This window comes from Muricoccus nepalensis (genome assembly GCF_006438825.1).
GTDB lineage: Bacteria > Pseudomonadota > Alphaproteobacteria > Acetobacterales > Acetobacteraceae > Roseomonas > Roseomonas nepalensis.
Genome location: NZ_RCZP01000007.1, coordinates 1 through 25,430, shown reverse-complemented (window position 1 = coordinate 25,430; position 25,430 = coordinate 1). Strand labels below are relative to the sequence as shown.

General features: G+C 73.2%; 24 protein-coding genes and 1 pseudogene. 8 read left to right on the top strand and 17 right to left on the bottom strand.

Translation table 11 applies throughout. The annotated features are described in order from the left end of the window. Positions 1–84 precede the first annotated feature (84 nt). Positions 85–999, bottom strand: coding sequence for an alpha/beta fold hydrolase (locus EAH89_RS09690; RefSeq protein ID WP_140882614.1), 915 nt, complete (start codon positions 997–999; stop codon positions 85–87). Between the two features lie 177 nt (positions 1,000–1,176). Between EAH89_RS09690 and EAH89_RS09685 the strand changes: the two genes are divergently transcribed. After that, positions 1,177–2,490, top strand: a complete 1,314-nt coding sequence (locus tag EAH89_RS09685) for an O-acetylhomoserine aminocarboxypropyltransferase/cysteine synthase family protein (RefSeq protein WP_140882613.1) — start codon at positions 1,177–1,179, stop codon at positions 2,488–2,490. Positions 2,491–2,528: 38 nt separating this feature from the next. On the opposite strand, the gene EAH89_RS32520 is transcribed toward EAH89_RS09685, so the two are convergent. The 3 genes and pseudogenes from EAH89_RS32520 to EAH89_RS33385 form a co-directional block, all read right to left on the bottom strand. Beyond that, complete coding sequence (locus EAH89_RS32520) at positions 2,529–4,787, bottom strand: class I SAM-dependent methyltransferase (protein WP_241666935.1); 2,259 nt, start codon at positions 4,785–4,787, stop codon at positions 2,529–2,531. Positions 4,788–4,855: 68 nt separating this feature from the next. Beyond that, the gene (locus tag EAH89_RS32515) at positions 4,856–5,746 is read right to left on the bottom strand and encodes a hypothetical protein (RefSeq protein WP_241666934.1); all 891 of its coding nucleotides are present in this window, start codon (positions 5,744–5,746) and stop codon (positions 4,856–4,858) included. Positions 5,747–5,897: 151 nt separating this feature from the next. Beyond that, positions 5,898–6,200 (bottom strand): annotated as a pseudogene (locus EAH89_RS33385) (glycosyltransferase family 25 protein); the annotation flags it as partial. A gap of 222 nt (positions 6,201–6,422) precedes the next feature. On the opposite strand from EAH89_RS33385, the gene EAH89_RS09675 reads away from it, so the two are divergent. Both EAH89_RS09675 and EAH89_RS09670 read left to right on the top strand, forming a co-directional pair. Then, a complete protein-coding gene (locus tag EAH89_RS09675) occupies positions 6,423–6,938 on the top strand; it encodes a hypothetical protein (RefSeq protein ID WP_140882611.1) in 516 nt (171 codons plus the stop codon). Between the two features lie 194 nt (positions 6,939–7,132). Next, on the top strand, positions 7,133–7,723 hold the full coding sequence (locus EAH89_RS09670; RefSeq protein WP_140882610.1) for a PEP-CTERM sorting domain-containing protein: 591 nt from the start codon (positions 7,133–7,135) through the stop codon (positions 7,721–7,723). A gap of 118 nt (positions 7,724–7,841) precedes the next feature. Here the strand turns inward: EAH89_RS09670 and EAH89_RS09665 are convergent, their stop codons facing one another. From EAH89_RS09665 to EAH89_RS09620, 10 genes are all read right to left on the bottom strand, one after another. Next, complete coding sequence (locus tag EAH89_RS09665) at positions 7,842–8,045, bottom strand: hypothetical protein (RefSeq protein ID WP_140882609.1); 204 nt, start codon at positions 8,043–8,045, stop codon at positions 7,842–7,844. Next, positions 8,045–8,197: a cbb3-type cytochrome oxidase assembly protein CcoS gene (gene ccoS, locus EAH89_RS09660; RefSeq protein ID WP_140882608.1), complete on the bottom strand. Its 153-nt coding sequence runs from the start codon at positions 8,195–8,197 to the stop codon at positions 8,045–8,047. The genes EAH89_RS09665 and ccoS overlap by 1 nt, the downstream gene beginning before the upstream one ends. Further along, complete coding sequence (locus tag EAH89_RS09655; protein ID WP_140882607.1) at positions 8,194–10,557, bottom strand: heavy metal translocating P-type ATPase; 2,364 nt, start codon at positions 10,555–10,557, stop codon at positions 8,194–8,196. The genes ccoS and EAH89_RS09655 overlap by 4 nt, the downstream gene beginning before the upstream one ends. Continuing rightward, on the bottom strand, positions 10,554–11,030 hold the full coding sequence (locus tag EAH89_RS09650) for a FixH family protein (RefSeq protein ID WP_140882606.1): 477 nt from the start codon (positions 11,028–11,030) through the stop codon (positions 10,554–10,556). The genes EAH89_RS09655 and EAH89_RS09650 overlap by 4 nt, the downstream gene beginning before the upstream one ends. Beyond that, the gene (gene ccoG / locus EAH89_RS09645) at positions 11,027–12,523 is read right to left on the bottom strand and encodes a cytochrome c oxidase accessory protein CcoG (RefSeq protein ID WP_140882756.1); all 1,497 of its coding nucleotides are present in this window, start codon (positions 12,521–12,523) and stop codon (positions 11,027–11,029) included. Before ccoG ends, EAH89_RS09650 begins: the two co-directional genes overlap by 4 nt. A 5-nt stretch (positions 12,524–12,528) precedes the next feature. Further along, entirely contained in the window at positions 12,529–13,428 is a 900-nt protein-coding gene (ccoP, locus tag EAH89_RS09640) for a cytochrome-c oxidase, cbb3-type subunit III (RefSeq protein ID WP_140882605.1), read from the bottom strand. 11 nt (positions 13,429–13,439) lie between these two features. After that, entirely contained in the window at positions 13,440–13,592 is a 153-nt protein-coding gene (locus EAH89_RS09635) for a cbb3-type cytochrome oxidase subunit 3 (RefSeq protein ID WP_140882604.1), read from the bottom strand. A gap of 13 nt (positions 13,593–13,605) precedes the next feature. Next, on the bottom strand, positions 13,606–14,340 hold the full coding sequence (gene ccoO / locus EAH89_RS09630) for a cytochrome-c oxidase, cbb3-type subunit II (RefSeq protein ID WP_140882603.1): 735 nt from the start codon (positions 14,338–14,340) through the stop codon (positions 13,606–13,608). 15 nt (positions 14,341–14,355) lie between these two features. Then, a complete protein-coding gene (gene ccoN / locus EAH89_RS09625) occupies positions 14,356–15,852 on the bottom strand; it encodes a cytochrome-c oxidase, cbb3-type subunit I (protein ID WP_140882602.1) in 1,497 nt (498 codons plus the stop codon). Between the two features lie 61 nt (positions 15,853–15,913). Beyond that, complete coding sequence (locus EAH89_RS09620) at positions 15,914–16,648, bottom strand: sulfite exporter TauE/SafE family protein (protein ID WP_140882601.1); 735 nt, start codon at positions 16,646–16,648, stop codon at positions 15,914–15,916. A gap of 203 nt (positions 16,649–16,851) precedes the next feature. Here EAH89_RS09620 and EAH89_RS09615 point away from each other — a divergent pair, with 203 nt between their 5' ends. Both EAH89_RS09615 and EAH89_RS09610 read left to right on the top strand, forming a co-directional pair. Beyond that, positions 16,852–18,012, top strand: coding sequence for an MFS transporter (locus tag EAH89_RS09615; RefSeq protein ID WP_140882600.1), 1,161 nt, complete (start codon positions 16,852–16,854; stop codon positions 18,010–18,012). A gap of 690 nt (positions 18,013–18,702) precedes the next feature. Further along, positions 18,703–20,013, top strand: coding sequence for a family 1 glycosylhydrolase (locus tag EAH89_RS09610; protein ID WP_140882599.1), 1,311 nt, complete (start codon positions 18,703–18,705; stop codon positions 20,011–20,013). A 31-nt stretch (positions 20,014–20,044) separates the two neighbouring features. On the opposite strand, the gene EAH89_RS09605 is transcribed toward EAH89_RS09610, so the two are convergent. Further along, on the bottom strand, positions 20,045–21,319 hold the full coding sequence (locus EAH89_RS09605) for an MFS transporter (RefSeq protein WP_140882598.1): 1,275 nt from the start codon (positions 21,317–21,319) through the stop codon (positions 20,045–20,047). A gap of 214 nt (positions 21,320–21,533) precedes the next feature. Between EAH89_RS09605 and EAH89_RS09600 the strand changes: the two genes are divergently transcribed. The 3 genes from EAH89_RS09600 (at position 21,534) to EAH89_RS09590 (ending at position 23,307) form a co-directional block, all read left to right on the top strand. Then, positions 21,534–22,235 (top strand): PEP-CTERM sorting domain-containing protein, encoded by a 702-nt coding sequence (locus EAH89_RS09600; RefSeq protein WP_161993528.1) that lies wholly within the window; start codon positions 21,534–21,536, stop codon positions 22,233–22,235. 187 nt (positions 22,236–22,422) lie between these two features. Beyond that, positions 22,423–22,653 carry a DUF2171 domain-containing protein gene (locus EAH89_RS09595; RefSeq protein ID WP_140882596.1) on the top strand — a complete coding sequence of 77 codons (231 nt, stop codon included), beginning with the start codon at positions 22,423–22,425 and terminating at the stop codon, positions 22,651–22,653. Positions 22,654–22,878: 225 nt separating this feature from the next. Continuing rightward, positions 22,879–23,307: a sugar transferase gene (locus EAH89_RS09590; RefSeq protein ID WP_161993527.1), complete on the top strand. Its 429-nt coding sequence runs from the start codon at positions 22,879–22,881 to the stop codon at positions 23,305–23,307. A 43-nt stretch (positions 23,308–23,350) separates the two neighbouring features. Here EAH89_RS09590 and EAH89_RS31155 read toward each other — a convergent pair whose 3' ends face one another. Next, positions 23,351–23,488, bottom strand: a complete 138-nt coding sequence (locus tag EAH89_RS31155) for a hypothetical protein (RefSeq protein ID WP_161993526.1) — start codon at positions 23,486–23,488, stop codon at positions 23,351–23,353. A gap of 369 nt (positions 23,489–23,857) precedes the next feature. After that, positions 23,858–25,430: carbohydrate-binding domain-containing protein (locus tag EAH89_RS09585; protein ID WP_277753801.1), on the bottom strand; the 1,573-nt coding region annotated here is incomplete at its 5' end.

Genomic DNA, 25,430 nt, shown 5'->3' with positions numbered 1-25,430 from the left:
GCGCGTTGCGGCGCCGGGCGCGGGACCTGCGTATCCTCCGGCGAGACCTCATCAGCCCCGGCCGCCGCATGTCAAGCCGCGCGCTCACCCGCCGAGGAAGGCGCGGACCGGCTCGAGGGAGAGGTCGGGCGCCTCCTCCTGCGGCACGTGGCCGAGGCCGGGGAAGACCACGAGGCGGCTGTCCGGCAGGGCGCGCTGGTAGTCGGCCGCGTTGGCCACGGGGATCATCGCGTCCTTCTCCCCCCAGACCAGCAGCGTGGGCGCCGTGATGCGGCGGAGCAGCGGCACCGGGTCGGCGAGCGCGCCCTGCCCCGTGCGCGCGACGATGGCCCGCCGGACGCCGGGCGCCAGCAGCATGTCGCGGTAGCGCGCGAGCCGCTCCTCCGTCATCGCCGCCGGGTCCGCGTAGGCCGCGGAGAGGCTCTTGCGCAGCAGCGGCGTGGGCAGGACGTAGGGCAGCAGCCGGACCAGCATCGGCACCTTCGGGGCCACGCCGTACTCCCGCCCCGGGCCGGCGAAGCCGTCGGGCGCCATGAGCACGAGGCGATCCACGCGGTCCGGGTGGCGGGCGGCGAAGTCCCAAGCGATCCGCCCGCCCATGGAACTGCCGACGAGGCTCGTCCGCCGCAGGCCGAGCCCGTCCATGAGGGCGAGCAGCACCGCCGCGCTGCGCTCGTCCGTGTAGTCCCCGGTCGGGTCCGCCCCGGTGAGGCCGAAGCCGGGCAGGTCGAGGCGGATGACGCGGTGGTCCCGGTCGAGCACCCGCGCCCAGTCCTCCCAGGTGTGCAGGCTGGAGGCGAAGCCGTGCAGGAGGATGACCGCCGGCGCGTCCCGCGGGCCGGTGTCGCGCAGGTGGAGCCGCAGCCCGGCCACCTCGCGGAAGCTATCGGGCGAGGCAGCGTAGCGGGCCTCGAGCGCCGCCCGCGGCTTGTCGGGGACGTAGAGCCAGGCGGCGGCGCCCAGGATCACGGCGGCCAGCAGCACGGCGATCAGCTTCATCGGTCGGCTCTCCTCCCCGGGAAGCGGGGTCCGCGGGAAAGATGGGGCGGGTTGGCCGAACCGCCCCCTTGCACGCGGCCGGCGGCCGGCGCTTCCCTGCGGAAGGCTGCCCCGCCCCGACCGCCGGGGCGGTAGAAGGCTCCCCCGGCCGGGGAACGGCCGCCCCAGGAGGATCCGATGTCAAAGCACCCCGAGACGCTCGCGCTCCACGCCGGGTGGCGGGCCGATCCCGCCACCAAGTCCGTGGCGGTGCCGATCTACCAGACCACCTCCTACCAGTTCGACGACGCGGCCCACGCGTCGCGCCTCTTCGGGCTGCAGGAGCTGGGCAACATCTACACGCGCATCATGAACCCGACGACGGACGTGCTGGAGAAGCGCGTCGCGGCCCTCGAGGGCGGCGTCGGCGCGCTGGCCGTCGCCTCGGGGCAGGCGGCCTCGGCCATGGCGGTCCAGAACCTGGCGCTCGCCGGGGACAACATCGTCTCCTCGACCGACCTCTACGGCGGCACCTGGAACCTCTTCGCCAACACGCTGCGCGACCAGGGGATCGAGGTGCGCTTCGTCGACCCCGCCGACCCCGAGGCCTTCCTGCGCGCCTCCGACGACCGCACCCGCGCCTGGTACGCCGAGACCCTGCCGAACCCCAAGCTGGAGGTCTTCCCGATCGCGGAGGTCGCGGCGCTCGGCCGGCCGCTGGGCATCCCGCTCATCATGGACAACACCGCGGCGCCGCTGCTCGTGCGGCCCTTCGACCACGGGGCGGCGGTGGAGGTGCTCTCCACCACCAAGTTCCTCGGCGGCCACGGCACGAGCATCGGGGGCATCATCGTCGACGGCGGCAACTTCGACTGGGCGGCCCACCCGGCGCGCCAGCCCGCCCTGCACCGCCCCGACCCCTCCTATCACGGCGCCGTCTGGGCGGAGGCCGCGAAGCCGATGGGGCCGATCGCCTATATCCTGAAAGCGCGGGTGACGCTGCTGCGCGACCTCGGCGGCGCCCTATCGCCCTTCAACGCCTTCCTCACGCTCCAGGGCATCGAGACGCTGCCGCTGCGCATGCGCGAGCACAGCCGCAACGCCGAGATCGTCGCCGACTTCCTCGCCGGCCGGGCCGAGGTGAGCCGCGTGATCCACCCGAAGCATCTGGCGGGCGCCGCCGCGGCGCGCACGGCGAAGTACCTCACGCGCGGGCATGGCGGCCTCGTCGGCTTCGAGCTGGCCGGGGGGCTGGAGGCCGGACGCCGCTTCATCGACGCGCTGCGGATGATCTACCACGTCGCCAACATTGGCGACGCGCGCAGCCTGGCGATCCACCCCGCCAGCACCACCCACTCGCAGCTCTCCGTCGAGGACCAGCTCTCGACCGGCGTCTCGCCCGGCTACGTGCGCCTGTCGATCGGGCTGGAGCACCCGGACGACATCCTGGAGGACCTCTCCCGGGCGCTCGACGCCTCCGGCGACGTCGCCCGGCCCCTGGCGGCCGAGTAGGCCCGGGCGCGCCCGCCGCGTCGCGGCGGCGGGCGGCGTCAGGCCGCGGCCGGCATCCAGCTCCGCCCCTTGTGCTCCAGCAGGGCGCAGATGGCGGCGTCCTCCGCCCGGTGCTCGGCCGCGAGCTGGCGAAGGGCGCCGCCGAACTGGCCGTAGGCGCCGTAAAGGTGGCCGAGCACCTCCGCCAGCCGCGCGGAGGGCGCCGCCGTCACCTCGTCGAGGATCGCGCGCGACAGGAGCGGCGCGGTGGAGAGGAGGAAGGCCTCGTCCAGCACCGCCCGCAGCCGCGTGGCGCGGGGGCTCGCGGCCATGTCCCCGAAGACTGGCACGTCCTTGCCGTCCTGCCAGGTGACGTCGAGCACGGTCGGGTGCGGGGCGGGGTTCGCCAGCTCCACCAGCTCATTGTCGTAGGACCGGTCGGGGTCCAGCAGCGCCAGTACCGGGGTGGTGCCAGTGGTAGGCGCCCAGCCCTCGTAGCGGCCCCGAAGGGCGCGGTCCTTCATCTTCTGGATCAGCAGCGGCTGCGCGTTCGGCAGGCCGAGCTGCTCGCAAAGGCGCTGCAGCGACCAGCCGGTCCCGCAGACATCGAGCACGAAGCAGCGCTCCGTCCCGGCGAGCCGGCGGACATAGGCGGCGTAGGAGGCCGACGGGAAGCTGCGGGGCACCCGCCCGGTGTAGAAGTACTCCGTGCGGACGCCCGGCGCGATCTCGTCCTGCAGGAAGCGCAGGAGGTGGAGCCAGAGGTAGCAGTCACGCCCCGAGGCCAGGATCTGCGACACGCCGGCCTGCCGGGCGGCGCGGAGGACGAGCACGCTCGCCGCCAGGAGCATGGGCGTGTTCACGTTCGCTTGCAGGACCTGCAGCTCGCGCTCGACCGGGTCGTGCTGCCAGCCGCGCAGCCGCGCCTCCCGCATGCCCTCGGCCAGACGCGGGAAGCCCAGCGCCCCCACCTCCTCCTCGAGGCGCGTGGGCACGGAGACCGCCGTCTGCCGCGCGGGGATCCCGAAGGCGGCGGGGGAGCGGATATCGGTGTCGGGGTTGTCGCCGAGGTGCTCCGCGATGCGGAAGCGGTCCTGCAGCGTGGCCCAGACGGTGCCCCGCCGCTTGCCGTGCGGCGAGACGAAGACCGAGACGTCGCGAAGGCCCGCGACGGAGTGCACGAGCGCGTTGATGACCTCCTGCGGCAGGTACATGTCGGACACGACGATGTCGCCCGGCGAGACCTCGGCCACGTGCTCCGCGATGGGGAAGAGGTTCTCCAGTTCGAGCTCGATCTCGAGCCCCTCCGCCTCCTCGAGCCGTCCGGCGGCCTCAGGCAGGCGGTGGGCCAAGGCGCGGTAGATGTCGTGGAGCGAGTAGTCCTCCGCCGCCACGCTCGCCTCGGCGGCGACCCGGTGCTCGGCGAAGCCGGGCAGGCCGAGGCGCTGCTCGAGCTGGGCGAAGACGGCGCGGGGATGGATGCAGCGCCGCGCGATCAGGGTGTCGAAAAGGTCGAAGGACCGCACGCGGCGGGGCGCGCCCTCCCCCTCCTGCACCGCCGTGGCGGGCACCGGGAGAGACCCGGCCTGCGCCGCCGCGGCACCCGCCCCCAGGTCCGGGCGCTTGCGCAGCACGAGCATCTTGGGGGTGTTCACCCGCCCGGCGAGGTCACGGAAGACGGAGCAGGCGGAGGTCTCCTCGCGCAGGCGGGCGAGCTCGTCGCGCGAGAAGACCGGCGTGTCGACGAAGATGCCCCGCTCGAAGCCGCTCCCGAACAGCTCGGCCGTGAGCGGCACGCGCGGCAGGCTGGCCTCGAAGACCGGCGACTGCCAGTGCAGGTCCTCGACGATGTAGAGCCCGCCCGGCTTCAGCCGCGGCCACAGGTGCTTCAGGCAGTGCTGCTGGTGGTAGGAGGCGTGGGAGCCGTCGTCGATGATGACGTCCAGCATCGGCGCCGCGGCGGCCAGGCGCTGCAGGTCGTCGGCGCTGCCGGCGTCGCCGCGGACGAAGGTGAAGCGCTCGTGGTGGATGTGGGAGAAGTCGGAGATGTCGAAGCCGTAGATCCGGGCTTGCGGGAAGTAGTCCAGCCACATCGCGACCGACGGGCTCGCCACCCGCCGCTCGACGCGCCCGTCCGCCGTCTCCGGGCCGCCCACGGCGAGGCCGATTTCGAGGAACGCGATCGGCGCGTCGCGCTGGGGACCGAAGAGGAGGTCGTAGAGGCGGGTGTAGCCGTGGCGGTCCCGGACACGGTCGCCCTTGTCCGAGCCGTGGCTGTTGGCGAGTTCCGTCAGCGTCTCGCGGGGCGGGTGGCGCATGCTGGAGGGTCCCTCGGTACGGCTCGACGCCGGCGGAGCCGCGGCGCGGGGGGAGGTGGAGGAGGCGCTCATTGCCAGAGCCGCACCTCGTCGCCCGCCCTCTGGGGAAGCCAGGCCGCCGCGTCGACCGCCGCCGGCAGGCACTTCGCCGCGGGGATGGACAGGTCCTCCCAGGGCTCGCCCGAGCGACGGTGGACGTCCCCGCGCAGGAGAAGCGCGTGGTCCGGCGCCTCCGGGCAGAGGTGCAGCGAGTAGCCGAGCTCCCTCGCGAGACCTGGGTAGAGCGGATGCCCGCGAAGGAGGTCGGCCCGGTCCTGCTCGCCCGCGCGTCGGGAGGGGTGCAGGTCCGCGGCGCGCACCGCGTGCTCGACCGGCAGGACCACCACGCGAGGACGGAAGGCGGGCAGCACGCCCGACAGGATCTCGGCGTGCCCGTCGCGGGTGCCGAGGTGCAGCAGGTCGAAGCCCTCCGGCACGGCGCGGTCGCGGAGCGCCTTCGCGAGCGCGGAGGGGGCTGCCGAGATGTCGAAGCCGCCCCAGCCCGCCCGCCGCAGGTCGGTCGTCGCGAGCGTCGCGTCGTGCGACGCGCGCAGCCCGATCACGGTCTCGTCCGTGACGCCGACCTCCTCCAGGATCGTCAGGAAGGCGTCCGCGGGGAAGGTATCGGCCGCCGGCGCCTTCGCGGCGGAGGAGCCCCGGATGGTGCTCACCGCCCAGTCGTTCTCGTTCACCACGAGGGGCGGCACGGCGACATAGGCCGGCATGGAGGGCCAGAGATGGGCCAGCATGTTGTCGATGCCGGTGTTGGGAATCGGGTGCGGCAGCGCCGGATGGCGCGTCTCCATCGGGCGAAGCGGAAGGCAGAACTCGATCAGCCGCATCGCGCCGCGCGGCGAGACGGAGTAGCAGACGGTCCCGAAGCCGCGCAGGAGCTTGAAGAGGCGCGTGGTGACGTCCACCCCCCCCGAATGCCGGGATGCTCGCGCGCACGACCGCCTGGTCAAACAGGGCGGTGCAGGGCGAGAGACCCTCGCCGAGGTCGTAGGTGAGCGGCGCGTCGAAGTTGTAGCCCCACATGATGTATTCCCAGTCCGGCGGGAGCTGGGCGATGACGCGGGCGGACTCCGCCTCGAAGTTGGCGCAGAGCACGGCGTCGTCCTCGACGATGGTGAGGGGAACGTCCCGCCGCACCGCGTCGCGCCACTGGTTGAGGTGGGACATCGCGCAGCCCAGCGCGCCGTCCGAATAGGCCAGGCCGGGCGCCAGGACGCCGCTCGCCTGCAGGAGGTTGCGGTCCGCCGAGCGGCCGTCGATGGCGGGCACGCGCTGGATGTCGGGCAGGTGGGTGTTGCGCGCCTTGAACAGGGCCAGGCGGTCGCCGCTGCGCGCAAGGTTGATCAGCCGCTTTTCCATGCCGGATTTTCCGTGCCCGATGCTCGCCGCGAAGACTGCACGAGGGAGGTGTCGAAGAGGTTAACACCTCGTCCGGGGCGCCTCCCCGCGCGGTGGCTCGGTGGCGGCCGCCCCCGCGAGGATGCAACGGGCGGGCGCAGGCCCCATCTGGGAAAGGACCACCGGCCGGGCGACCGCGCTGCCGGACGGCCGTATCCCCTTCGTCGCAATGGCCCGCGCCCCATGATCCGTCGGCTTCCCCGCACCGTCCTCCTTCTCGGCACCCTTGCCCTTCCCGCCTGCGCGGGCCTGGCGCCGCCCGAATCGGCCCCCTCGCCGCTCGTCGCCTATCCGGGCCTGGGGAAGACGGCCGAGGCCGTGCAGGGAGACGACGCCGCCTGCCAGCAGCAGGCCAGCGACCCCGCGGCGGCCCCGCCGCCCAGCCAGCCGGCGGTGGAACACGCGCCGGCCGCCGGTGCGGTCCAGGCGCCGGTCGCCGGCGACGCCTATCTCCGTTGCATGGCCGCGCGGGGCAACATCATTGGCCCGGCCTATGCCGTGCCGGTGGCGGGCTATCCCGTCTACTACCCGGGCTATGTCTACGGGGCGCTCTACCCGGGGCTGCGCGCCTACCCCTATGTCGCCTACCGCTATCGCCACGGCTTCCGCGGCTGGGCCGGCCCCCGCCACGGGGGCCCGTTCGCCCATCGTTTCGGCGGCACAAGGGGTGGGTTCTCCCACCGGGGCGGCCGCCACTGACAAGGGTTGCGCGAGGGTCAAGGGCCGCCGCCGCAACCCCCTTTCGATGCGGATACGGAATTGGAGTCAGATTCCTTGACGCTTCCGAAGCTCGTTTTGCTTTCGAACCTTGTTCCCTCAGAAAAAACAAACATCTCACGGGATGGCACGCTTATCGCTTGTTAAGCGTTTGAGTGCGAAGGAGCAAATTAAACATGTTCAGAACGGTAGCGGGTGCGACCCTGGCGCTAGGGCTTGCGACGGCCGCGCAGGCCGCGCCCATCACGGTCGACCCCGGCAGCCTGAGCTCGAACGGTCAGGTCACCGCCGTCTTCGTGTACCGTGACGCCGCGGACACCAGCGTCCTCACGCGCAGCGGCTCGCCCAACGTCATCTTCAACAACGGCAGCGATGCCATCGGTACGACCGTGAACCTGGGCAGCGTCAATGGCATCGTCACCTTCACGCTGACGAACCAGGCGACCGGCGCCTCCTTCTCGACCGGCGTTAGGGACAGCGGAGCGGGCGGCGACGGCTTCTACCACGCCGTCTACACGACCAACTTCTCGTCCCTCGGCGTCGGCGCCCTCTCGGCCGCCGCGGCGGCCGCGGTGGCCCAGCTCCCCGGCCCCGTGACCTATGTCGGCTTCGAGGACCTCCGCGACGGCGACTACGACTACAACGACCTTATCTTCGCCTTCTCGCCGGTCGTCGCCGTGCCGACCTCCGTGCCCGAGCCGGCCAGCCTGGCCGTCTTCGGCATGGGCCTGCTCGGCCTCGGCCTGGCGCGCCGCCGCCGCGGCTGAGCCGGGACGGGGGGCCTCACGGCTCCCCCCTGGCCAGGTTCGGCAAAGAGCAAGGGGGACCGGGGCAGCGCCTCGGTTCCCCTTTTTCCGTTCGGGAGGGGCCGCAAGGCCCCCGCGGTCAGTGGCGCGCCCGCTCCCAGGCGTCGAGCCCGCGCTTGAGCATCCAGAAGCCGAAGCCGAGGCCGAAGACGATCAGGGCGGCGCCGAACACCGCGAAGCCCAGGTCCGCCGCCCGGGCGGTGGCCAGGACGCCGAGGAGCGCGAGCGCCCCGGCCAGGACCATGAAGAGCGCGTGGCTGGCGCTGAAGCCGGTGGCGGGCATCAGGTATTCTCCTCTGTGTCGTCGAACAGGATGCGGCTGGCCGCCCCGTCGGGGTCGTCGTACTGCCCGTTCCCCAGCGTCCAGCCGAAGAAGAGCAGGGCAAGGGTGCCGAGGCCGAGGGCCAGCGGCACGAGAAGGGCGAGCGCGTTCATTTTGAAGCCTCCCGCCCCACCCGGAGCGCGTTGAGGATCACGGCGAGCGAGGACGAGGCCATCACCAGCGCCGCGATCAGGGGGGTGACGAAGCCGGCCACGGCCATCGGCACCGCGACGAGGTTGTAGGCAAGGCTGAAGGCGATGTTCTGCCGCGCCGCCCGCTGCGCCCGCCGCGCCGTGCGCAGGGCGGCCGGCAGGGCCGAGAGCCCCTCCGCCCGCAGCACGAGGTCGGCCGCCGCCTGGGCGAGGTCCGTCCCGCCCGCGGGCGTCGCGGAGGCATGGGCCAGGGCCAGGGCCGCCGCGTCGTTGATGCCGTCGCCGAGCATCAGGGGGCGGCGCCCGGCGGCGCGCAGCGCCTCGATCCGCGCGGCCTTGTCCGTGGGGCTGGCCGCGGCCCGCCACTCGGTGATGCCGAGCGCCGCCGCCGCGCGCGCGACCGCCGGGGCCGCGTCGCCTGAGAGAAGCTCCACCTCGAGGCCGAGGCCGCGCAGGGCCGCGACCGCCTCGGCGGCGTCGGGGCGGAGCGGGTCGGCGAAGCGGAAGGCGACCGGCGCGGCGAGCGGGCCCGCGCGGTACCAGAGGGTCGGCCCCTCCTCCGCCGCCTCGGCCGCGCCGCAGAAGCTCGCGCTGCCCAGCCGCTCCTCCCCGTGCGCGAGGCCGGCGCCGGCCACCTCCTCCACGCCCGCCGCGGCCTGGACCGGCGTGGGGCAGGCGGCGACGAGGGCGCGGGAGAGCGGGTGGCGGCTGCTGGCCGCGAGGGCGGCCGCGGCGGCCAGCGCGGCGGCCGGGCGGGCGGTGTCGGGCAGCAGCTCGGGACGGCCGGTCGTCAGGGTGCCGGTCTTGTCGAGCACCGCGACGTCGCAGGCGGCCAGCCGCTCGAGCGCGGTGGGCGAGCCCGTCAGCACGCCCCGGCGGAACAGCGCGCCGACGGCCACCACCTGCACCGCCGGCACCGCGATGGCCAGCCCGCAGGGGCAGGTCACGATGAGGGAGGCGACGGCCGGGACCAGCGCCGCCTGCCAGGGGAGGCCCACCCCCAGCCACCAGCCAAGGAAGGTGACCGCGGCCACGGCATGGACCACGGGCACGTAGAGCCGGGCGGCGCGGTCGGCGATGGAGACGTAGCGGCCCCTCGCCCCCTCCGCCCGCTCCAGCAGCCGGGCCACGGCGGCGAGCGAGCCCTCGGCCGCGGCGGCGGTCACGCGCTGGACGAGCGCAGCCCCGAGGTTCACGGCACCGGCCGGCAGCGCCTCGCCCGCGGCGAAGCGGCGGGGAAGGCTCTCGCCGGAGGTCGCGGCGGTGTCGAGCAGGGCCTCGCCCTCCTCCAGCACGCCGTCGAGCGCGAGGCGCTCCCCCGGCGCGACCAGCAGGCGGTCCCCGGCGCGGACGGCCTCGGCGCCGACCCGGTGCGCGGTGCCGCCGGCCTCGAGCCGCGTCACCTCGGCCGATTGCAGCGCCAGCAGCTCGGCGCAGGCCTGGCGGGCGCGGCGGCGGGCGGCACGGTCGAGCACCCGGCCGCCGAGCAGCAGGGCGAGGAGCGCCGTCGCGCCGTCGAACCAGGTGTAGGGGCCGTTGCGGAGCGCCTCCGACAGGCTCATCGCCGTGGTGGCGAGGACGCCGAGCGAGACCGCGAGGTCCATGTTCACCCGGCCCGCGCGAATCGCGCCGAGGGCCGAGCGGTAGAAGGGCATCCCGGCCACGAGCACCACCGGCAGCGCGATCAGCGCGGCCAGCCAGTGCATCAGGCCGCGCGTGCCCTCCCCCATGTCGCTGCCGACCCAGACGGCGACGGAGAGCATCATCACGTTGGACGCGCCGAAGGCCGCGATGCCGAGGGCGCGGAGAAGGGCGCGTCCCTCCTCGTCCTCGGTGACGCGGAGGCAGGCGGCGGACCAGGGCGCCACCTGGAAGCCGAGGCGGGCGACGAGGGAGGCGAGTGCTTCCGCGCGCTCGGCCGGGCCGCGCCAGGTCACGGTCAGGCGCCGGGTCGCGAGGCTCGCCCGCGCGCGCAGCACGGCGGGGTCGGCGGCCAGGGCCTGCTCGACCAGCCAGACGCAGGCCCCGCAGGTCAGGCCCGCCACCATCAGATCGAGGCTGTGCTCCGCGCCGCCGCGGGCGGGCACGGCGCGGGCGGCGAAGTCCACCGGCGGCAGGGCGGTCGGGCGGATGCCGCCGGCCGCCTCGCGCCGCCGGTAGAAGGCGCCGAGGCCGAGGCCGGCGATGAGGGCCGCCGCTCCCTCGCAGCCCGTGCAGCAGAAGCGCCCGGCGCCCGGCGGGACCGGCGCGCCGCAGTGCGCGCAGTCCGCGGCGCTGAGGCCCGGCTCGTCGGCCGCGAGGCGGGCCGGAAAGGCGGTCATGGGATCACGAGCCTCTCGCGCAGTTCCAGCCGGTCGGCGCCGCGGGCGACGGTCAGCACGGCCTCCCAGGCGCCCGGGGCCGCCTCGGCCGCGGCGCGCCAGGTGCCGGGGGCGGAGGGCTGGAAGGCGAGCGGCAGGGCGGTGCGGTCGAGCGGGCGCTGGAGGGTGCCGGTGACGACCGCGTCCGCCGGCAGCGGCGCGCCGTCCAGCAGGCGGAGGGTGAGCGCGATGCCCCCGTCAACGCGGGAGACCCGGCCCTGCCAGCCGAGCGCCTTCTGCCGCGCGGCCTCCTCCAGCACCGCGCCGTAGCCGAGGCCGCGGTCGTAGGAGCCCGTGGTCGTCGTGCCCGTGAAGGTGCCGACGGCCGCGGTGATCAACACGCCGTTCACCCCGATCACGACGAGGAAGCCCGCGACGAAGACCCAGGGAATCCAGCGACCCCGCACGGGGGGACGGTGAGCGATCGCGTTCATGTCCGGGGCCTCAGGAAGACGGTGCCGACGGCCGCGCGCTCGATGGCGGTCCCCGGCTCGATCAGGTGGATGCGGATGGGGGTGCTCTCCTCCTCCGGCCGGCCCAGGGGCACGGTCGTGACGAAGAGGCGCACCTCGGCGACGCCGTCGGCGCGGGTCTCGACCAGCGGCCGGCCGGCCCCGTCGGAGTCGGTGCCGTTCAGCACGCCCCAGGAAGCGCCGGCCGGCAGCCCCTCGACCGCGACGGCGAGCCGCTCCGTCGCGGCGCGGCGGTCGGAGATCTTGAGGGTGTAGCTGTTGCGGACGCTGCCGTCGGCGAGGCGGACGAAGAGCGGCGAGCGGTCCCGCAGCGCCTCGAGGCCGACATCGGTGCGGCCGACGAAGGCGCCGACCATCACCGCGCCGATCATCGCCATGGCGGCGGCGTAGAAGTAGGTGCGCGGGCGGAGCAGCCGCGCCGGGCGGCGGGCGGCGAGCCCGGGGGCGCAGCGGGCCGGTCCGGGCGGGATGGCGGCCGTCGCGGCCGTCGCGGCGGCGAGGTTGCCGACCGTCTCGAAGGCGATCAGCCCGGTGGGGCGGTCGATCTTCGTCATCATGCTGTCGCAGGCGTCGATGCAGAGGCCGCAGTTGATGCAGCCGAGCTGCAGGCCGTCGCGGATGTCGACGCCGGTCGGGCAGACGTTCACGCAGGCGCGGCAGTCGATGCAGTCGCCGGCGGAGGCGTCGCGCGCCTTGCCGCGGGGCTCGCCGCGCCAGTCGCGGTAGGAGACCGCGAGGCTGTCGTCGTCGAGCATCGCGGCCTGGAAGCGCGGCCAGGGGCACATGTAGGTGCAGACCTGCTCGCGCGCCCAGCCCGCGAGAAGATAGGTGGAGAGGGTGAGGAGCCCCGCAAAGCCGAGGATGGCTGAGGATGCCTGGAAGAGGAGCAGGTCGCGCGCGAGCGTCGGGGCGTCCGTGAAGTACATCACCCAGGCGCCGCCCGTCGCCGCCGCGATGACGATCCAGGCCGCGTGCTTGCCGACCTTCCGCGCCCAGTCCGCCGCGCCCCAGCGGGGCTTCGCGTCGCGGCGCATGCGCGCGTTGCGGTCGCCCTCGATCCAGCGCTCGACGAGCATGTAGAGGTCGGTCCAGACGGTCTGCGGGCAGGCGAAGCCGCACCAGACCCGGCCGAAGAGCGCGGTCGCGGCGAAGATCGCGAGGGCCCCGAGCAGCAGCAGGCCCGTGAGGTAGTAGACCTCCTGCGGCCAGACCTCGATCGGGAAGAAGAAGAGGCGGCCCTTGTCGAGGTCCACCAGCACGGCCTGGCTGGGCTGGCCCGGGCCACGGTCCCAGCGCATCCAGGGCAGGAGGTAGTAGAGACCGAGGCAGAAGCCCAGCACGGCCCACTTCGCCCGGCGCACCACCCCGGTCACCGCCTGCGGGTAGACCCGCACGCGGTCGGCGTAGAGCGGCTGGTCGCGGTCGTCGGGCGCGAAGGCCGCCGGCTTCTGCATCTTGCTCACGGCGCCGCCGGCTCCGTGCCGCCCAGGCTCTGCACGTAGACGGTCAGCATGTGGATGGTGGCGAGGTCCAGCCGGCGCTCCCAGGCGGGCATGGCGCCGCCGCGGCCGTAGGAGACGGTGCGCAGGATGGTCGCCTTGTCGCCGCCGTAGAGCCAGACCTGGTCATCCAGCCTCGGCGCGCCCATCTCGCGGTTCCCCTCGGCGCGCTCGCCGTGGCAGCTCACGCAGTTCTCGGCGAAGACGGCGGCGCCGCGCTCGGCCGCGGCCTTGTCGGTCGCGCGGCTGGTGAGCGAGAGGACGTGCTCCGCCACGTCGTTCGCCTGGGACCCGGTCAGCAGCCCGTCCGCCACGAAGCGCGGCATCATGGAGGTGCGGGTCTCGTCGTCGTCCGGCGCGCGGATGCCGTGGCGGATCGTCGCCTCGACCTGCGCCAGGCTGCCGCCCCAGAGCCACTCGTCGTCGGCCAGGTTCGGGAAGCCGGGGTTCCCCTGCCCGCCCGCGCCGTGGCAGCCCGCGCAGGTGTTGGCGAAGGCGACGCGCCCGCCGGAGACGGCGTAGCCGCGCAGGTCGGGGTCGGCGAGGATCGCCTCGGGGCTCGCCGCGCGGAGGCGCGCCAGCATCGGCTCGGCGGCCGCCGCTTGCTCCACGCGGTCCTGGTCGGCCGCGCCGCGCGCGGTGTAGCCGAGCAGGCCCGTGCCGGTGAAGGGCAGCGCGGGGTAGAGCACCACCCAGACCGCTGCGAAGGCGATGCAGGCGTAGAAGGTGTAGAGCCACCAGCGCGGCAGCGGCGTGTTCAGCTCGCGGATGCCGTCCCACTCGTGGCCGGTGGTGGCGGTGCCGGTGTGGGCATCGCGGTGGGGCGCGGCGTGCAGGCTGTCGTGCATTGTGTCGGGCATGGCGCGCGTTCCTACTCGGCTTCGCGCAGCGGGATCAGCCGCGCGCGCTCGAACTTCTCCCGCCGGGCAGGGCGCATGGCCCAGACGACGATCCCGGTGAAGAGCACGAAGAACCAGACGATCCAGGCGGTCAGCAGCAGGCTGTGGATCTGCTCGATGGTCATGACAGATCCCTCCTCACTGCTGCCGCAGCCGCTCGGGCGTCACCTCGGAGAAGTCCACGAGGGTGCCGAGCATCTGCAGGTAGGCGACCAGCGCGTCCATCTCGGTGACGGTCTTCGCGTTGCCGTCCGGGTCCATCTGGCGGGCGCGGCCGTAGCGGGCGGCGAAGGCGGTGCCGTCCTCCGCGGGCCGGGCCTGGGCCTCGAGGTCGGCGCGGGCGTTGGCGATCATGGCGTCCGTGTAGGGCACGCCGGCCGTGCGGAGCGTCGCCAGGCGCTGGCCGATGTCGCCGTAGTTCAGCGGGCGGTCCAGGAAGCCGTAGGTCGGCATGATGCTCTCCGGCACGACGTGGCGCGGGTTGCGCAGGTGCAGCACGTGCCAGTCGTCGGAGTAGCGGCCGCCGACGCGGGCGAGGTCGGGCCCGGTGCGCTTGCTGCCCCACTGGAAGGGGTGGTCGAACATGCTCTCGGCCGCGAGGGAGTAGTGGCCGTAGCGCTCGCGCTCGTCGCGGAAGGGGCGGACCATCTGGCTGTGGCAGGTGTAGCAGCCCTCGCGCACGTAGATGTCGCGCCCCGCCTGCTCCAGCGGCGTGTAGGGGCGGATGCCGCCCACGCGCTCGATGGTGCTCTCGACGGCGAAGAGCGGGATGACCTGCACGAGGCCGCCGATCGAGATGGTGATCAGCGTCAGCACGCCGAGCAGGATGAGGTTCCGCTCGATCACGCCGTGGTTGAACTTGATGCCGAACATGACGGGTGTGTTCCCTCAGGCCGCGGCGGGCAGGGCGTCGACGGTGCGGGCGGCCTGGGCCTCCGCCACCGGCATGCGCACCGTGCGCCACAGGTTGTAGGCCATGAGCAGGGCGCCGGTGAGGTAGAGGACGCCGCCCAGAGCGCGGATGACGTAGTAGGGGTGCAGCGCCGCGACGGTCTCGACGAAGGCGTACTGGAGGAAGCCCAGGTGGTCGTAGGCGCGCCACATGAGGCCCTGCATGATGCCCGAGACCCACATCGAGGTGATGTAGAGGAGGATGCCAAGCGTCGCGATCCAGAAGTGCCAGCTCGCCATGCGGTTGGACCAGAGCTGGGTGCGGCCCCAGAGGCGCGGCACGAGCCAGTAGAGCACGCCGAAGGTGATGAAGCCGTTCCAGCCCAGCGCGCCGGAATGGACGTGGCCGATGGTCCAGTCGGTGTAGTGCGACAGCGAGTTCACGGCGCGGATGCTCATCACCGGCCCCTCGAAGGTCGCGATGCCGTAGAAGCCGAGGGACGCGACGGAGAAGCGCAGGCCGGGGTCGGTGCGCAGCTTGTCCCAGGCGCCGGAGAGGGTCATCAGCCCGTTGATCATGCCGCCCCAGGAGGGCATCCACAGCATGACCGAGAAGACCATGCCGAGCGTCTGCGCCCAGTCGGGCAGCGCGGTGTGGTGGAGGTGGTGGGGGCCGGCCCAGATGTAGAGGAAGGTCAGCGCCCAGAAGTGCACGATGGACAGGCGGTAGGAGTAGACGGGCCGCTCGGCCTGCTTGGGGATGAAGTAGTACATCATGCCGAGGAAGCCCGCGGTCAGGAAGAAGCCCACCGCGTTGTGGCCGTACCACCACTGGATCATCGCGTCCTGCACGCCCGAGGCCGCGCCGTAGGACTTGGCGCCGAAGAGGCTGACGGGGATGGCGACGTTGTTGCCGAGGTGCAGCACGGCGACGGTGATGATGAAGGCGAGGAAGAACCAGTTGGCGACGTAGATATGCGGCTCCTCGCGGCGGAGGATCGTGCCGCCGTAGACCACGAGGTAGGCGACCCAGACCACCGTCAGCCAGAGGTCCGCGTACCACTCGGGCTCCGCGTACTCCTTGCCCTGGGTGATCCCCAGAAGGTAGCCGGTGGCGGCCACGACGATGAAGAACTGGTAGCCCCAGAAGAGGAACCAGGCCGTCTCCTCGCCGCCGAAGAGCCGCGCGCGGCAGGTGCGCTGCACGACGTAGAGGCTGGTGAGGAACAGCGCGTTGCCGCCGAAGGCGAAGATCACGGCCGAGGTGTGCAGCGGGCGCACGCGCCCGAAGCTCGTGAACTCGAGGCCGAAGTTCAGCGCGGGGTAGGCGAGCTGGGCGGCGATCAGCACGCCCACCGCGAAGCCCGCGATTCCCCAGAAGATGGTCGCGATCGCGAAGGCCCGCAGCGGCGCCTCGACATAGTCGGGCTGGGCGCGGGACTGGGCGGCGACGCCGGGGAACGGCAGGGTTTGAGTGGTCAGACCCTCTGGCATGGGGCGCTCCTTGTGATGCGGGCGTCGTCCCACGGGCGTGATCGCGGGACCTTGATCCAGATCAAGCGAGGCCCGCCGCGCGCAAGGCGAGCACCGCCAGGACGCCGCCGTTCGCCACGAGGGCGACCGCGGAGGCGAGACGAAGGGCCGGGCCGTGGCGCCGGCCGAAGAGGCGCCCGAGCAGCGCGACGCCGACGAGCGCCGGGATCGTGCCGAGGACGAAGGCGAGCATGGCCAGCGCGCCGGCGAGGGCGCTGCCGGCCGCCATGGCCGCGGCGAGCGCGCCGTAGAGCAGGCCGCAGGGAATGGCCGAGAGCATGAGGCCGAGGAGGAAGCCCCGCCGCGGGCCGGCCGGCGCGTCGAGCAGCCGGGCGAGGCGCGCCGCGCCGGGCAGCCCCGCGTGCGGCACCGGCAGCCGGAGGCGCAGTCCCGCCGGCAGCGGCAGGCGCGCGGCCGCCTGGCCGAGCATGACCAGCGCCGCGAGGGCGAGCGGCAGGGCCAGCAGCCCCCGCCAGGCGGCGAGGGAGACCAGCCCCGCGGCGCTGCCCGCCAGGGCGCCCAGCGCCGCGTAACCGACCGCGCGGCCGGCGTGGTAGGGCAGCAGCGCCGCGCCCCCGAGGCGCGCGAGGCGCCCCCCGCGGGGATCGTCGGCGATCTGCGCGATCACGAAGGGGCCGCACATCCCCGCGCAATGGGTGACGCTGCCCGCGAGGCCCGCGAGCAGCATCGCGGCCATGAGGGCGGCCATGTCGTGGGGAGCAAGGGCGGTCAGGCCGTGCAGGCAATCGGCAAGCATGTCCGCCCCTCGCATCTTGGAACCGGAGGCGCCTTGATTCAGCGCAAGGCGCGGGAGGCGCGGGCCCGTGCCGAGCCACCGGCGCGAAGAAGATTTATCACTTGATCTTGACGATCACAACAATGTGAGTAAGGTCGTTCCGCCAGCCCGACGAGGACGACTCCCCAGCCCCGGGCACGGCGCCTTCACAAGGATCCACGACCGTGCCCGGCCCCAGCCCCTTCCGGCTGCTTACCCTTCACTATGCCTTCTTCCAGCTCTCCGCCGCGCTCGCCGGGGGCTTCGTCGGGGCCTACCTGATGAAGCTCGGCTTCAGCCTTCCCGTCGCGCTGCTGGCTTACGCCACCCTCCTGACCACGCGGCTCGGGCTGCGCCTGATCTCGCTCGAGGTGGTGCGCCGCCTGGGCTACCGGCGGGCGATGATCACCGGGGCGGCGCTCTGCGCGGCCGGCTTCCTGCCCTTGATGCGGGCCGACGAACCCGTCTGGCTCGCGGTCTGGCTGCTGCTCTTCTCCCTCGCGGAGTCCCTCTACTGGCCGCTCTACCACGCGGCGGCGGCCGTCATCGGCGGCGCCTCGCGGGGGCGGGAGCTCGGCCTGCGCACGGCGCTGAGCTCCCTCATCGGCATCGCCGGCCCCATCGCGGGCGGCCTGATGCTGGAGCGTCTCGGCCCGGCCGTGGATTTCGGCCTCGCCGGCGTGCTGACCCTGCTCTCCATCATCCCGCTCGCGCGCCTGCGGGACATCCCGGCGGGACCCGTGCCGGGGATGCGAGACTCGATGCGCGGGATCGACCGCCTGGGCATCGTCGCCTTCGCGGCGGATGGCTGGATGTGCTCGGGCCTGACGCTCGCCTGGCCGATGGTGCTCTTCACCGCCCTCGGCTCGCATTACGAAGCCTTCGGGCTGGCCAACGCGGCGGCGGGGCTGGTGGGGGCGGTGGCCGGGATCACCTGCGGCCGCGCGATCGACCGCGGCCAGCGCGGGCGCTACCTCCTCCTCGTCTGCGGGGCGCTCGTCCTCAGCTTCGCGCTCCGGGCCTGCGCGAGCTGGTCGCCGGCGGCTGCCGCCGTGGCCAACGCCAGCGGCGCGGCGATCGCGGGCCTCTACGTCCCCGTGCTGATGAGCGTGATCTACGACCGCGCCAAGGGCTCCGGCGCCGCCTACCGCTTCCACTTCGCGGCCGAGGCGGGCTGGGACCTGGGCGCCGCGACCGGCTGCATGGCCGCGGCCCTGGTCGCTTGGGGAACCACCGTGCCCTCCCTCGCGGTGCTGCCGGGGGTGCTCGGCGTGGTGGTGGTCCACCGCTGCGTGCGGGGGCCGGCCGCGCCCGTTCCCGCCCCCACGCTCGGCGTGGCGGCCTGACGGACCCGGCGCGGCCCGGGCCCTCCCCGGGCCAGCGTCCGGGCCACGAGGAACGGGACGCCCGTCGCGCCGGAGCCCAGGACGACGATCGCCGCCAGCGCGTTGACCATGCCGACTTGGCCGAAGGGGGCTTGCGGCCGACGGCCGAGACGACGTGCGTCAGGGTGCCGCGGGCCGACAGGATGACGATGCCGCCCTTCGAATGGCCGAAGAACCACAACAGGGCTGGAACGGCACCCGATCGCCGCCGTCGGGCCTGAGGAAGACCGCGCCGGGGTTGCGGCCCGTGATCCGCCTCGTGACGGCGCCGGCAAAGCCAGCGGCAGGCGGTGGTTACGCGCGACATCCCAAGGAGGAGCGACAATCGGGGCAGCAGGCCTGACGCGCACCGATTGATGACGCTCACGGTGGGACCGAGGGCGTTCGCCAGGGGGCGAGCGGTACCGGACAGGCGGGTCAACCGGGCTGCCGATCCGAGGCCAAACCGACGCCGAGGGTGTCGTTTGGGAGAAACGTTCCATCTCGTGAAATCGTGAACCGGATACGATCCCCACTTAACACGCTTTAGCGTCGAACCCGCCGTGTCGCGTGAAGACGGACTGGCAGCAACGGAGGCCCCATGCTTCGATCGCTTCACCACCGCTTTCCCACCCGCCCCCGGCGCCACGCCGCGCGGGAGTGCCCTCAACGATGACGCGCCCGGAGGTCTGGGGCGGCATCGAGTGCACCGTCCTGCGCGTCGGCGACGACTGGCGGGACCAGCTTCGCGAGACCGGCCACCACCACCGCGAGTCCGACCTCGACTTGGTCGCCGCGCTCGGCATCCGCCGCCTCCGCTACCCCGTTTTATGGGAGCGCGTGGCCCCGCGGAGCCTGGACGATTGCGACTGGTCCTGGTCCGACGCGCGCCTGGCGCGGCTGCGGCGGCTCAACATCGCGCCCATCCTGGGCCTCGTTCACCACGGCTCGGGCCCGGGCTACACGGACCTGCTCGACCCTGCCTTCCCCGAGGGCCTGGCGGCCTATGCCGGCCTCGTGGCCACCCGCTATCCCTGGGTGACGGACTGGACGCCGGTGAACGAGCCGCTGACGACGGCGCGCTTCTCGGCCCTCTACGCCCACTGGCACCCCCACGGGAACGACCAGCGCAGCTTCCTCACCGCGCTGATGAACGAGTGCCGCGGCACCGCCCTCGCCATGCGGGCCATCCGCGCGGTGCAGCCCCGGGCGCGGCTGGTGCAGACCGAGGACCTCGGAAGGGTCTTCGCCACGGCGCCCCTTGCCGGGCAGGCCGACTACGAGAACGAGCGGCGCTGGCTGAGCTTCGACCTGCTCTGCGGCCGGGTGGACCGGCACCACCCCTGGCACGCCGCCTTCCTCGAGGCGGGCGTCGCGCCGGCCCATCTCGACGAGCTGGTGGCGGAGCCCTGCGCGCCCGACGTGCTCGGCATCAACCACTACGTCACCAGCGACCGCTTCCTCGACCACCGGCGGGACCTCTACCACCCGGACCTGTCGGGCGGCGCCCCCTACGCCGACACGGAGGCGGTGCGGGTCCCCCTTCCCGCCCACCTTCTCGGCCCGGCGCCGCGGCTCCGAGAGGTCTGGGAGCGCTACCGCCTGCCCATCGCCGTCACGGAGGTCCATCTCGGCTGCGAGGACCCCGAGGAGAGCGTTCGCTGGCTGCTCGAGGTCTGGAACGCCGCCGTCCGCCTGCGCGAGGAGGGCGCGGAGATCCTGGCCGTGACGCCTTGGTCGCTCTTCGGCGCGGTGGACTGGGTTTCCCTCCTCCGGCGACGCGAGGGGGCCTACGAGCCGGGCGTCTTCGACGTCCGCTTCAACCCGCCGCGCCCGACGCCCCTGGCCGAGGTCGTGCGGGCTCTGGCCGTCGAGGGCCGCTTCACGGGTCCCCGCGCCCGCCAGGCCGGCTGGTGGCGGCGGCCAGACCGCTTCGTCGTGGCGCCCGAAGCCTGGCAGGGAGAGGCCCGGCCCGCGGCCTGACCGCCGCGGGGGCGGCCGGTGCGCCGTCCCCTCAGGGCGGCGCCCCCGGTGGCCCCCCGGCGGCCTCCGCCGCGCCCGGCAGCGCGGCGGCCCCCCGCGTCTCCGGCATGGCGGCGAGGAAGATGACGCCCCCGAGCGCCGCGATGGCCGACAGCGTCAGGAAGGCCGCCTGGTAGCCGGCATTGACCACCAGGAAGCCGACCAGGATACCACTGAGGATGCCGCCGATCGCGTGGACGGTGCCCACCGCGCCCTGGGCCGCGTTGAAATGCCCGCTGCCGCGGGTGAGGTCGGCGACGATCACCGGGAAGAGCGCCCCGATCAGCCCCGCCCCCACGCCGTCCAGCAACTGCACCCCGATCAGCCAGGCCGGGTGGTCCGACAGGGTGTAGAGCGACCCGCGCAGCGCCAGGGCGACGAAGGCCGCGAGGAAGAGCGGCTTGCGCCCCCAGGCATCGGCCCGCGCCCCCGCCATCGCCGCCGCCGGCACCATCACCGTCTGCGCCGCCACCGCGCAGGCCGCGGTGAACATGATCCCCTGCCCGGGGTGGCCGAGCGCCAGCTTCTGGGCCACGAGCGCCAGCATGGGCCCATTGGCCATGTGGAACAGCGCCCCCGTGCCCGCGAAGACCATCAGCGGCCGGCTGGCGAGGAGCGTGCTCCAGGGCGAGGGCCGCAGCCCGTGCCCCTCGCGGTCCGGCAGCAGGCCGCGGGCGAGGGCGTGGTCGATCGACCCCGCGGGCACGCGCGAGACGGCGTAGAGGCTGCCGGCCGCCGTTACCACCATCATCACGAAGACGATGCCCGTGCCGACGAAGGGCGCGGTGAGGAGGATGACGAGGTTGATGGCGCCGTTCCCGAAGTGGAACAGGGCCTCGTTCCGCCCGGCCCGATGGGCGAAGCGCCCAGGCCCGACGATGCCGAGCGACATCGCCGCCAGCGTCGGCCCCATCGTCGTCCCGGCCAGCGCCCCGATGATGCCGGCCGAGGCGACAGCCCAGAAATGTGGGGCGAGCGGGATGACGAGCGAGGTGGCCGTCACCACCACCACCGCGCCGCCGAGAAGCGCCCGCTTGGCCCGGATCGCGTCCACCATCACCCCGAGCGGCGTCTGCGAGACGAGGCCGACCATGCCGCCAAAGGAGAGGGCGAGGCCGATGCTCGCCTCGTCCCAGGCGTGCTCCGTCAGGAGATAGACGGCGAGGTAGGCGCCCAGGCCGTAGCGGACGTCCGAGAGCGCGAAGCTCAGCAGGTCGAGCGCCCGCTCCGCCCGAGGGTTGGCGGGAACGGCCGCCGGGCCCGTCACGGCCGCCCGGCCCGGACGGCGGCCCGCGCCGGGCCGGGACCGGGGCGCCCGCTTGTGTCGGAAAGCTTTACGATTGTTGCGCAACGATCAGCAAGATCGGTGCTAAGAGGTTGTAATTTCATCTTCGATCCGGTTGGCACGCGGAATGCTCTTCCTTCTGGAACTAGGTGGCCAGGATGGCACCCGATCCGAGACACCAGACAAGGACCACTTCATGCGCAAGCTTCTTCTCGCCGCCGCCGCCGTCATCTCGCTCGGCTTCGCGGCCCAGGCCCAGGCCGCGCCCGAGCTCTCGGCCCGCGCCTTCCAGGACGGCATGTTCGTGCCGGGCGCCGCCTCGACCACGACGACGGGCAACCTCACCATCCTGAACGTCTCCTCGGCCAACTTCTCGGTGCTGAGCACGCTCGCGCTCGGCTACCCCGTCCTCAGCCAGCCCGACTTCGACGTGCGCACCACGGCGGTCAGCACCGGCAACTTCGCGACCTCGCACACCCTCACCTTCGAGGTGACGCAGACCGGCCTGACCAGCGCCTCCGCCGGTGCGCCCCTCGCCGCCCTGGTCAGCTCCTTCACCACCAACGGCCTCATCGGCGGCGGTGGCATCTCGAGCGTCACGCTGAGCACCTACGCCGACGCGGGCAACAACGCCTTCTCCCGCAGCCAGCTCCTCTCGAGCGTGACCTACACCTCGGGCGTGACCAACGCCTCCGGGGCCCTCTTCTCCAACCCGACCCTGGCCAACACGCTCTTCTCCGAGACCGTGGTCATCAGCGCGACCTTCACGGGCGCCAACGCCGTCCTCAACACCACCAGCCAGATGACGGCCGTTCCCGTGCCCGAGCCCGCCTCCCTTGCCCTGTTCGGCATGGGCCTCCTCGGCATGGGCCTCATCCGCCGCCGCCACGCGGGCTGAGTGCGGCGCCCGGTCACGGGCACCGCTCCCAGGTTTCGCGTAACGAAGGCCGGGCGCCCACGCGCCCGGCCTTTTTCGTGCGGCATCGGGGCGTCGTGCCGCGACGCGCGACGATTGATGAGCGGTCCCCTCATCCCTTGGGCATCCCGTGCGTTAGCTGCGGCACAACCAAGGAAGGATGTCTCTCATGGTCGATCTCAGCCAGATCAAGGAGCATGCGAAGGTCATCGGCGCCGACGGGGTCCATGTCGGCACCGTCGACCACGTCGAGGGCCACCGCATCAAGCTGACGAAGCAGGACTCGGGCGATCAGCACCACCACTACATCTCGACGGGCCTCATCGCCGAGGTCGAGGACGGCACCGTGCGGCTCTCGGCGAACGCCGACGTTGCCGTCACGATGGAAGAGTCCGAGTAGCGCCGACACGGCGCATCGCCCGGAAAGGGCGATCGAAGCGAGCCCCGGGGCCGTTCCCCGGGGCCGGTTCCGCGTCCTTGAGCTGGTTCGCTCCTCACGCAAATGCTACGGGCAGGCTTTAACCCTTTTTTAGATTTCGCTTCAGGTCCGAGACGACATGGCCTCTAATCCGCCGCTCCGCCGGAGACCGCCATGCCAAACCTGCCGCACAGGGGCTCCTTATCCGTGGACAGCCGCCGTTCCCTTGCCCACCGCCGTGCCTTCTCCGGACCCGGATACCTGCGGCGGATCCTAGACGTGGTCGCGGCGCTGCTGATGCTGGTGGTCACCCTTCCCCTCCTGCTCCTCGTCGCGCTCGCCCTGCGGCTAGAGGGACCGGGGCCGGTTCTCGTGCGCAAGCCTTATGTCGGCCGCGCCGGCCGGCGCTTCGATCTTTTCGCCTTCCGCAGCACCCGGCCGGGCCCTTACGGGCGCCCGGTGCTGACGCCGCTCGGCTCCCTCCTCCGGCCGACGCGCATCGACCAGCTGCCGGTCCTGCTGAACCTTCTCCGCGGCGACTTGACCCTGGTGGGCCCGGCCCCGGTTGCCGGGCCGGAAGCGCCGCAGGCCCCGGGCTCCAGCCCTGGCGTGACCGGCTGGGTCGGCGCCGACTGAGCACCCGCCGCCGCACCTCGGCAGGCAGAGGCCGGCACCGGGCCTAGCGCAGCCACCAGGTCAGCAATTGGCCGATGATCGTCCAGACCAGCGCCGAGACCGCGAGCAGCAGCGCGCCGCAGATCGGCCAGGACCACCGGCATCGCCGGATCCTTGAGGGAAGGCGGCCGGCGCCGTTCATGCCGCCACCGGGGGGCCGACGCCCCCGCCCAGGGAGGGAGCCCGCGAAGCGTTCGACCCGCGAAGCCCGGATCGTTCCGGCGACAGGGGCCGCCATTCCGGACCGGGCGTCCTGTCGGCACGACGAGTTGGCCCGGGACGGCGGAGAACGTCGTCCATCCCGCCTCCCCTTGCCGGAACCAGGGCGGATCCGGCCCGCCCCGTGTTCCCTGCCCGATCCAGCGCGCCCAAGCCTGCCTCCTGCTCCAGCTGATCCGCGGGTGCGGAGGGGCTCAAGCAAGCGGCGAGCCGCCCTGGTTTAAGCAAGCCCGCCAATGCCTTGGCGGGCATTGGCGGGCTCCTTGGACCCGGGATGTAAAGTTCCCGACACCTACCCGATGAGGTGGATATCGCCCGCGTGGAGGGTGGTTCCGGGGGCGAAGGTGGCGACGGTGACGGGGGCGGCGGCGCCGGCGCCGTCGGCGTCCCACCAGAGCTTGGCGGCGTCGGTCTCGTAGACGAACTGGCCGGTGCCGGCGGGGGCGGTGGCGAGGCCGGTGGTGTTGGCGACGAAGCGGGTGGCCACGTCCATCCCCAGCGCCAGCTTGCCGCCGAAGCCGGCCACCGAGACCTCGATCGCGTCCGTGCCGGGCGCGAATTCGGTGATGCGGTCGCCCGCCTCGGCGAGGCTGTCGAAGCGGAAGACGTCGGCGCCGGCGCCGCCCTCGAGCGTGTCGGCGCCGAGGCCGCCGACCAGCGTGTCATTGCCCGCGCCGCCGGTGAGCTTGTCGTTGCCGGCGAGGCCGCGGAGCACGTTGTCAAGGTCGTTGCCGTAGATGAAGTTGTTCAGCTCGTTGCCGCTGCCCGACACCGCGCCGGTGCTGAGGTCCAGCCGCTCGACGTTGGCGGCGAGGGTGATGGCGGAGAGGCGGCTGATGACGCGGTCGATGCCGCCGTCGGCCGTCTCGACCACCACGTCGCCGGCGTTGTCGACGATGTAGCTGTCGTTGCCCGCGCCGCCGATCAGGCTGTCGGCGCCGGCGCCGCCGTCGAGCAGGTCATTGCCGTCGCCGCCCCAGAGCACGTCGTTGCCGTTGCCGCCCCAGAGGCTGTCGTTGCCGAGGTTGCCGAAGATCTGGTCGTCGCCGCCCTTGCCCTGCAGCGCGTTGTCGAGCGCGTTGCCGACGATCACGTTCGCGCCCTCGTTGCCGTTGCCCGCGGTCGCGCCGCCGTCGAGGTCGAGCCGCTCGACATTGGCGGCCAGCGTGTAGCCGGAGACGCTCGCGACCACGCGGTCGGTGCCCCCGCCGGCGACCTCGGCCACGACGTCGCCGAGGTGGTCGACGGTGTAGACGTCGTCGCCGTTGCCGCCCACCAGCCGGTCGGCGCCCGTGCCGCCGTCGAGCTGGTCGTTGCCGTCGCCACCCTCCAGCGTGTCGCTGCCGTCGCCGCCCAGCAGCGTGTCGTCGCCGGCCAGGCCGACGAGCCGGTCGTCGCCGCCCAGTCCCTTGATCGTGTCCGCCGCCGCCGTCCCGGTGAGGGTGTTGTTGCCGGCGTCGCCCGTCAGCGCGGTGGCGGGCACGGCGACCCCCACCGTGTCGGTCCGCTCGATGACGAAGCTGCCGTCGGGCACGGCCTGGCCGTTGTAGGCGATGCCATCGACGTGGAGGTTGCGGTCGGTGCTGGCCGAGCCGCCCCAGGCGTCGTTCAGGAAGCTCACCTCCACCGTGTGCGCGCCCGTGCCCCAGGCTCCCTTCAGCGTCAGCGTGTCGGACTGCCCGAGCGCGTGGCTTGCCGCCGCCGTGAGGGTGCCGCCGATTGGCGCGCCGTCCACCTTGACCGTGTACTGCGCGTGACCGTTCCAGGCGTCCTCGCTCACCTTGAGCACCAGCGCGTCCGGACCACTGCCAATCGTGGTGTCGAGCGACGTCGCCTTGGCCGGCACCTGGAAGGAGGCGGTGACG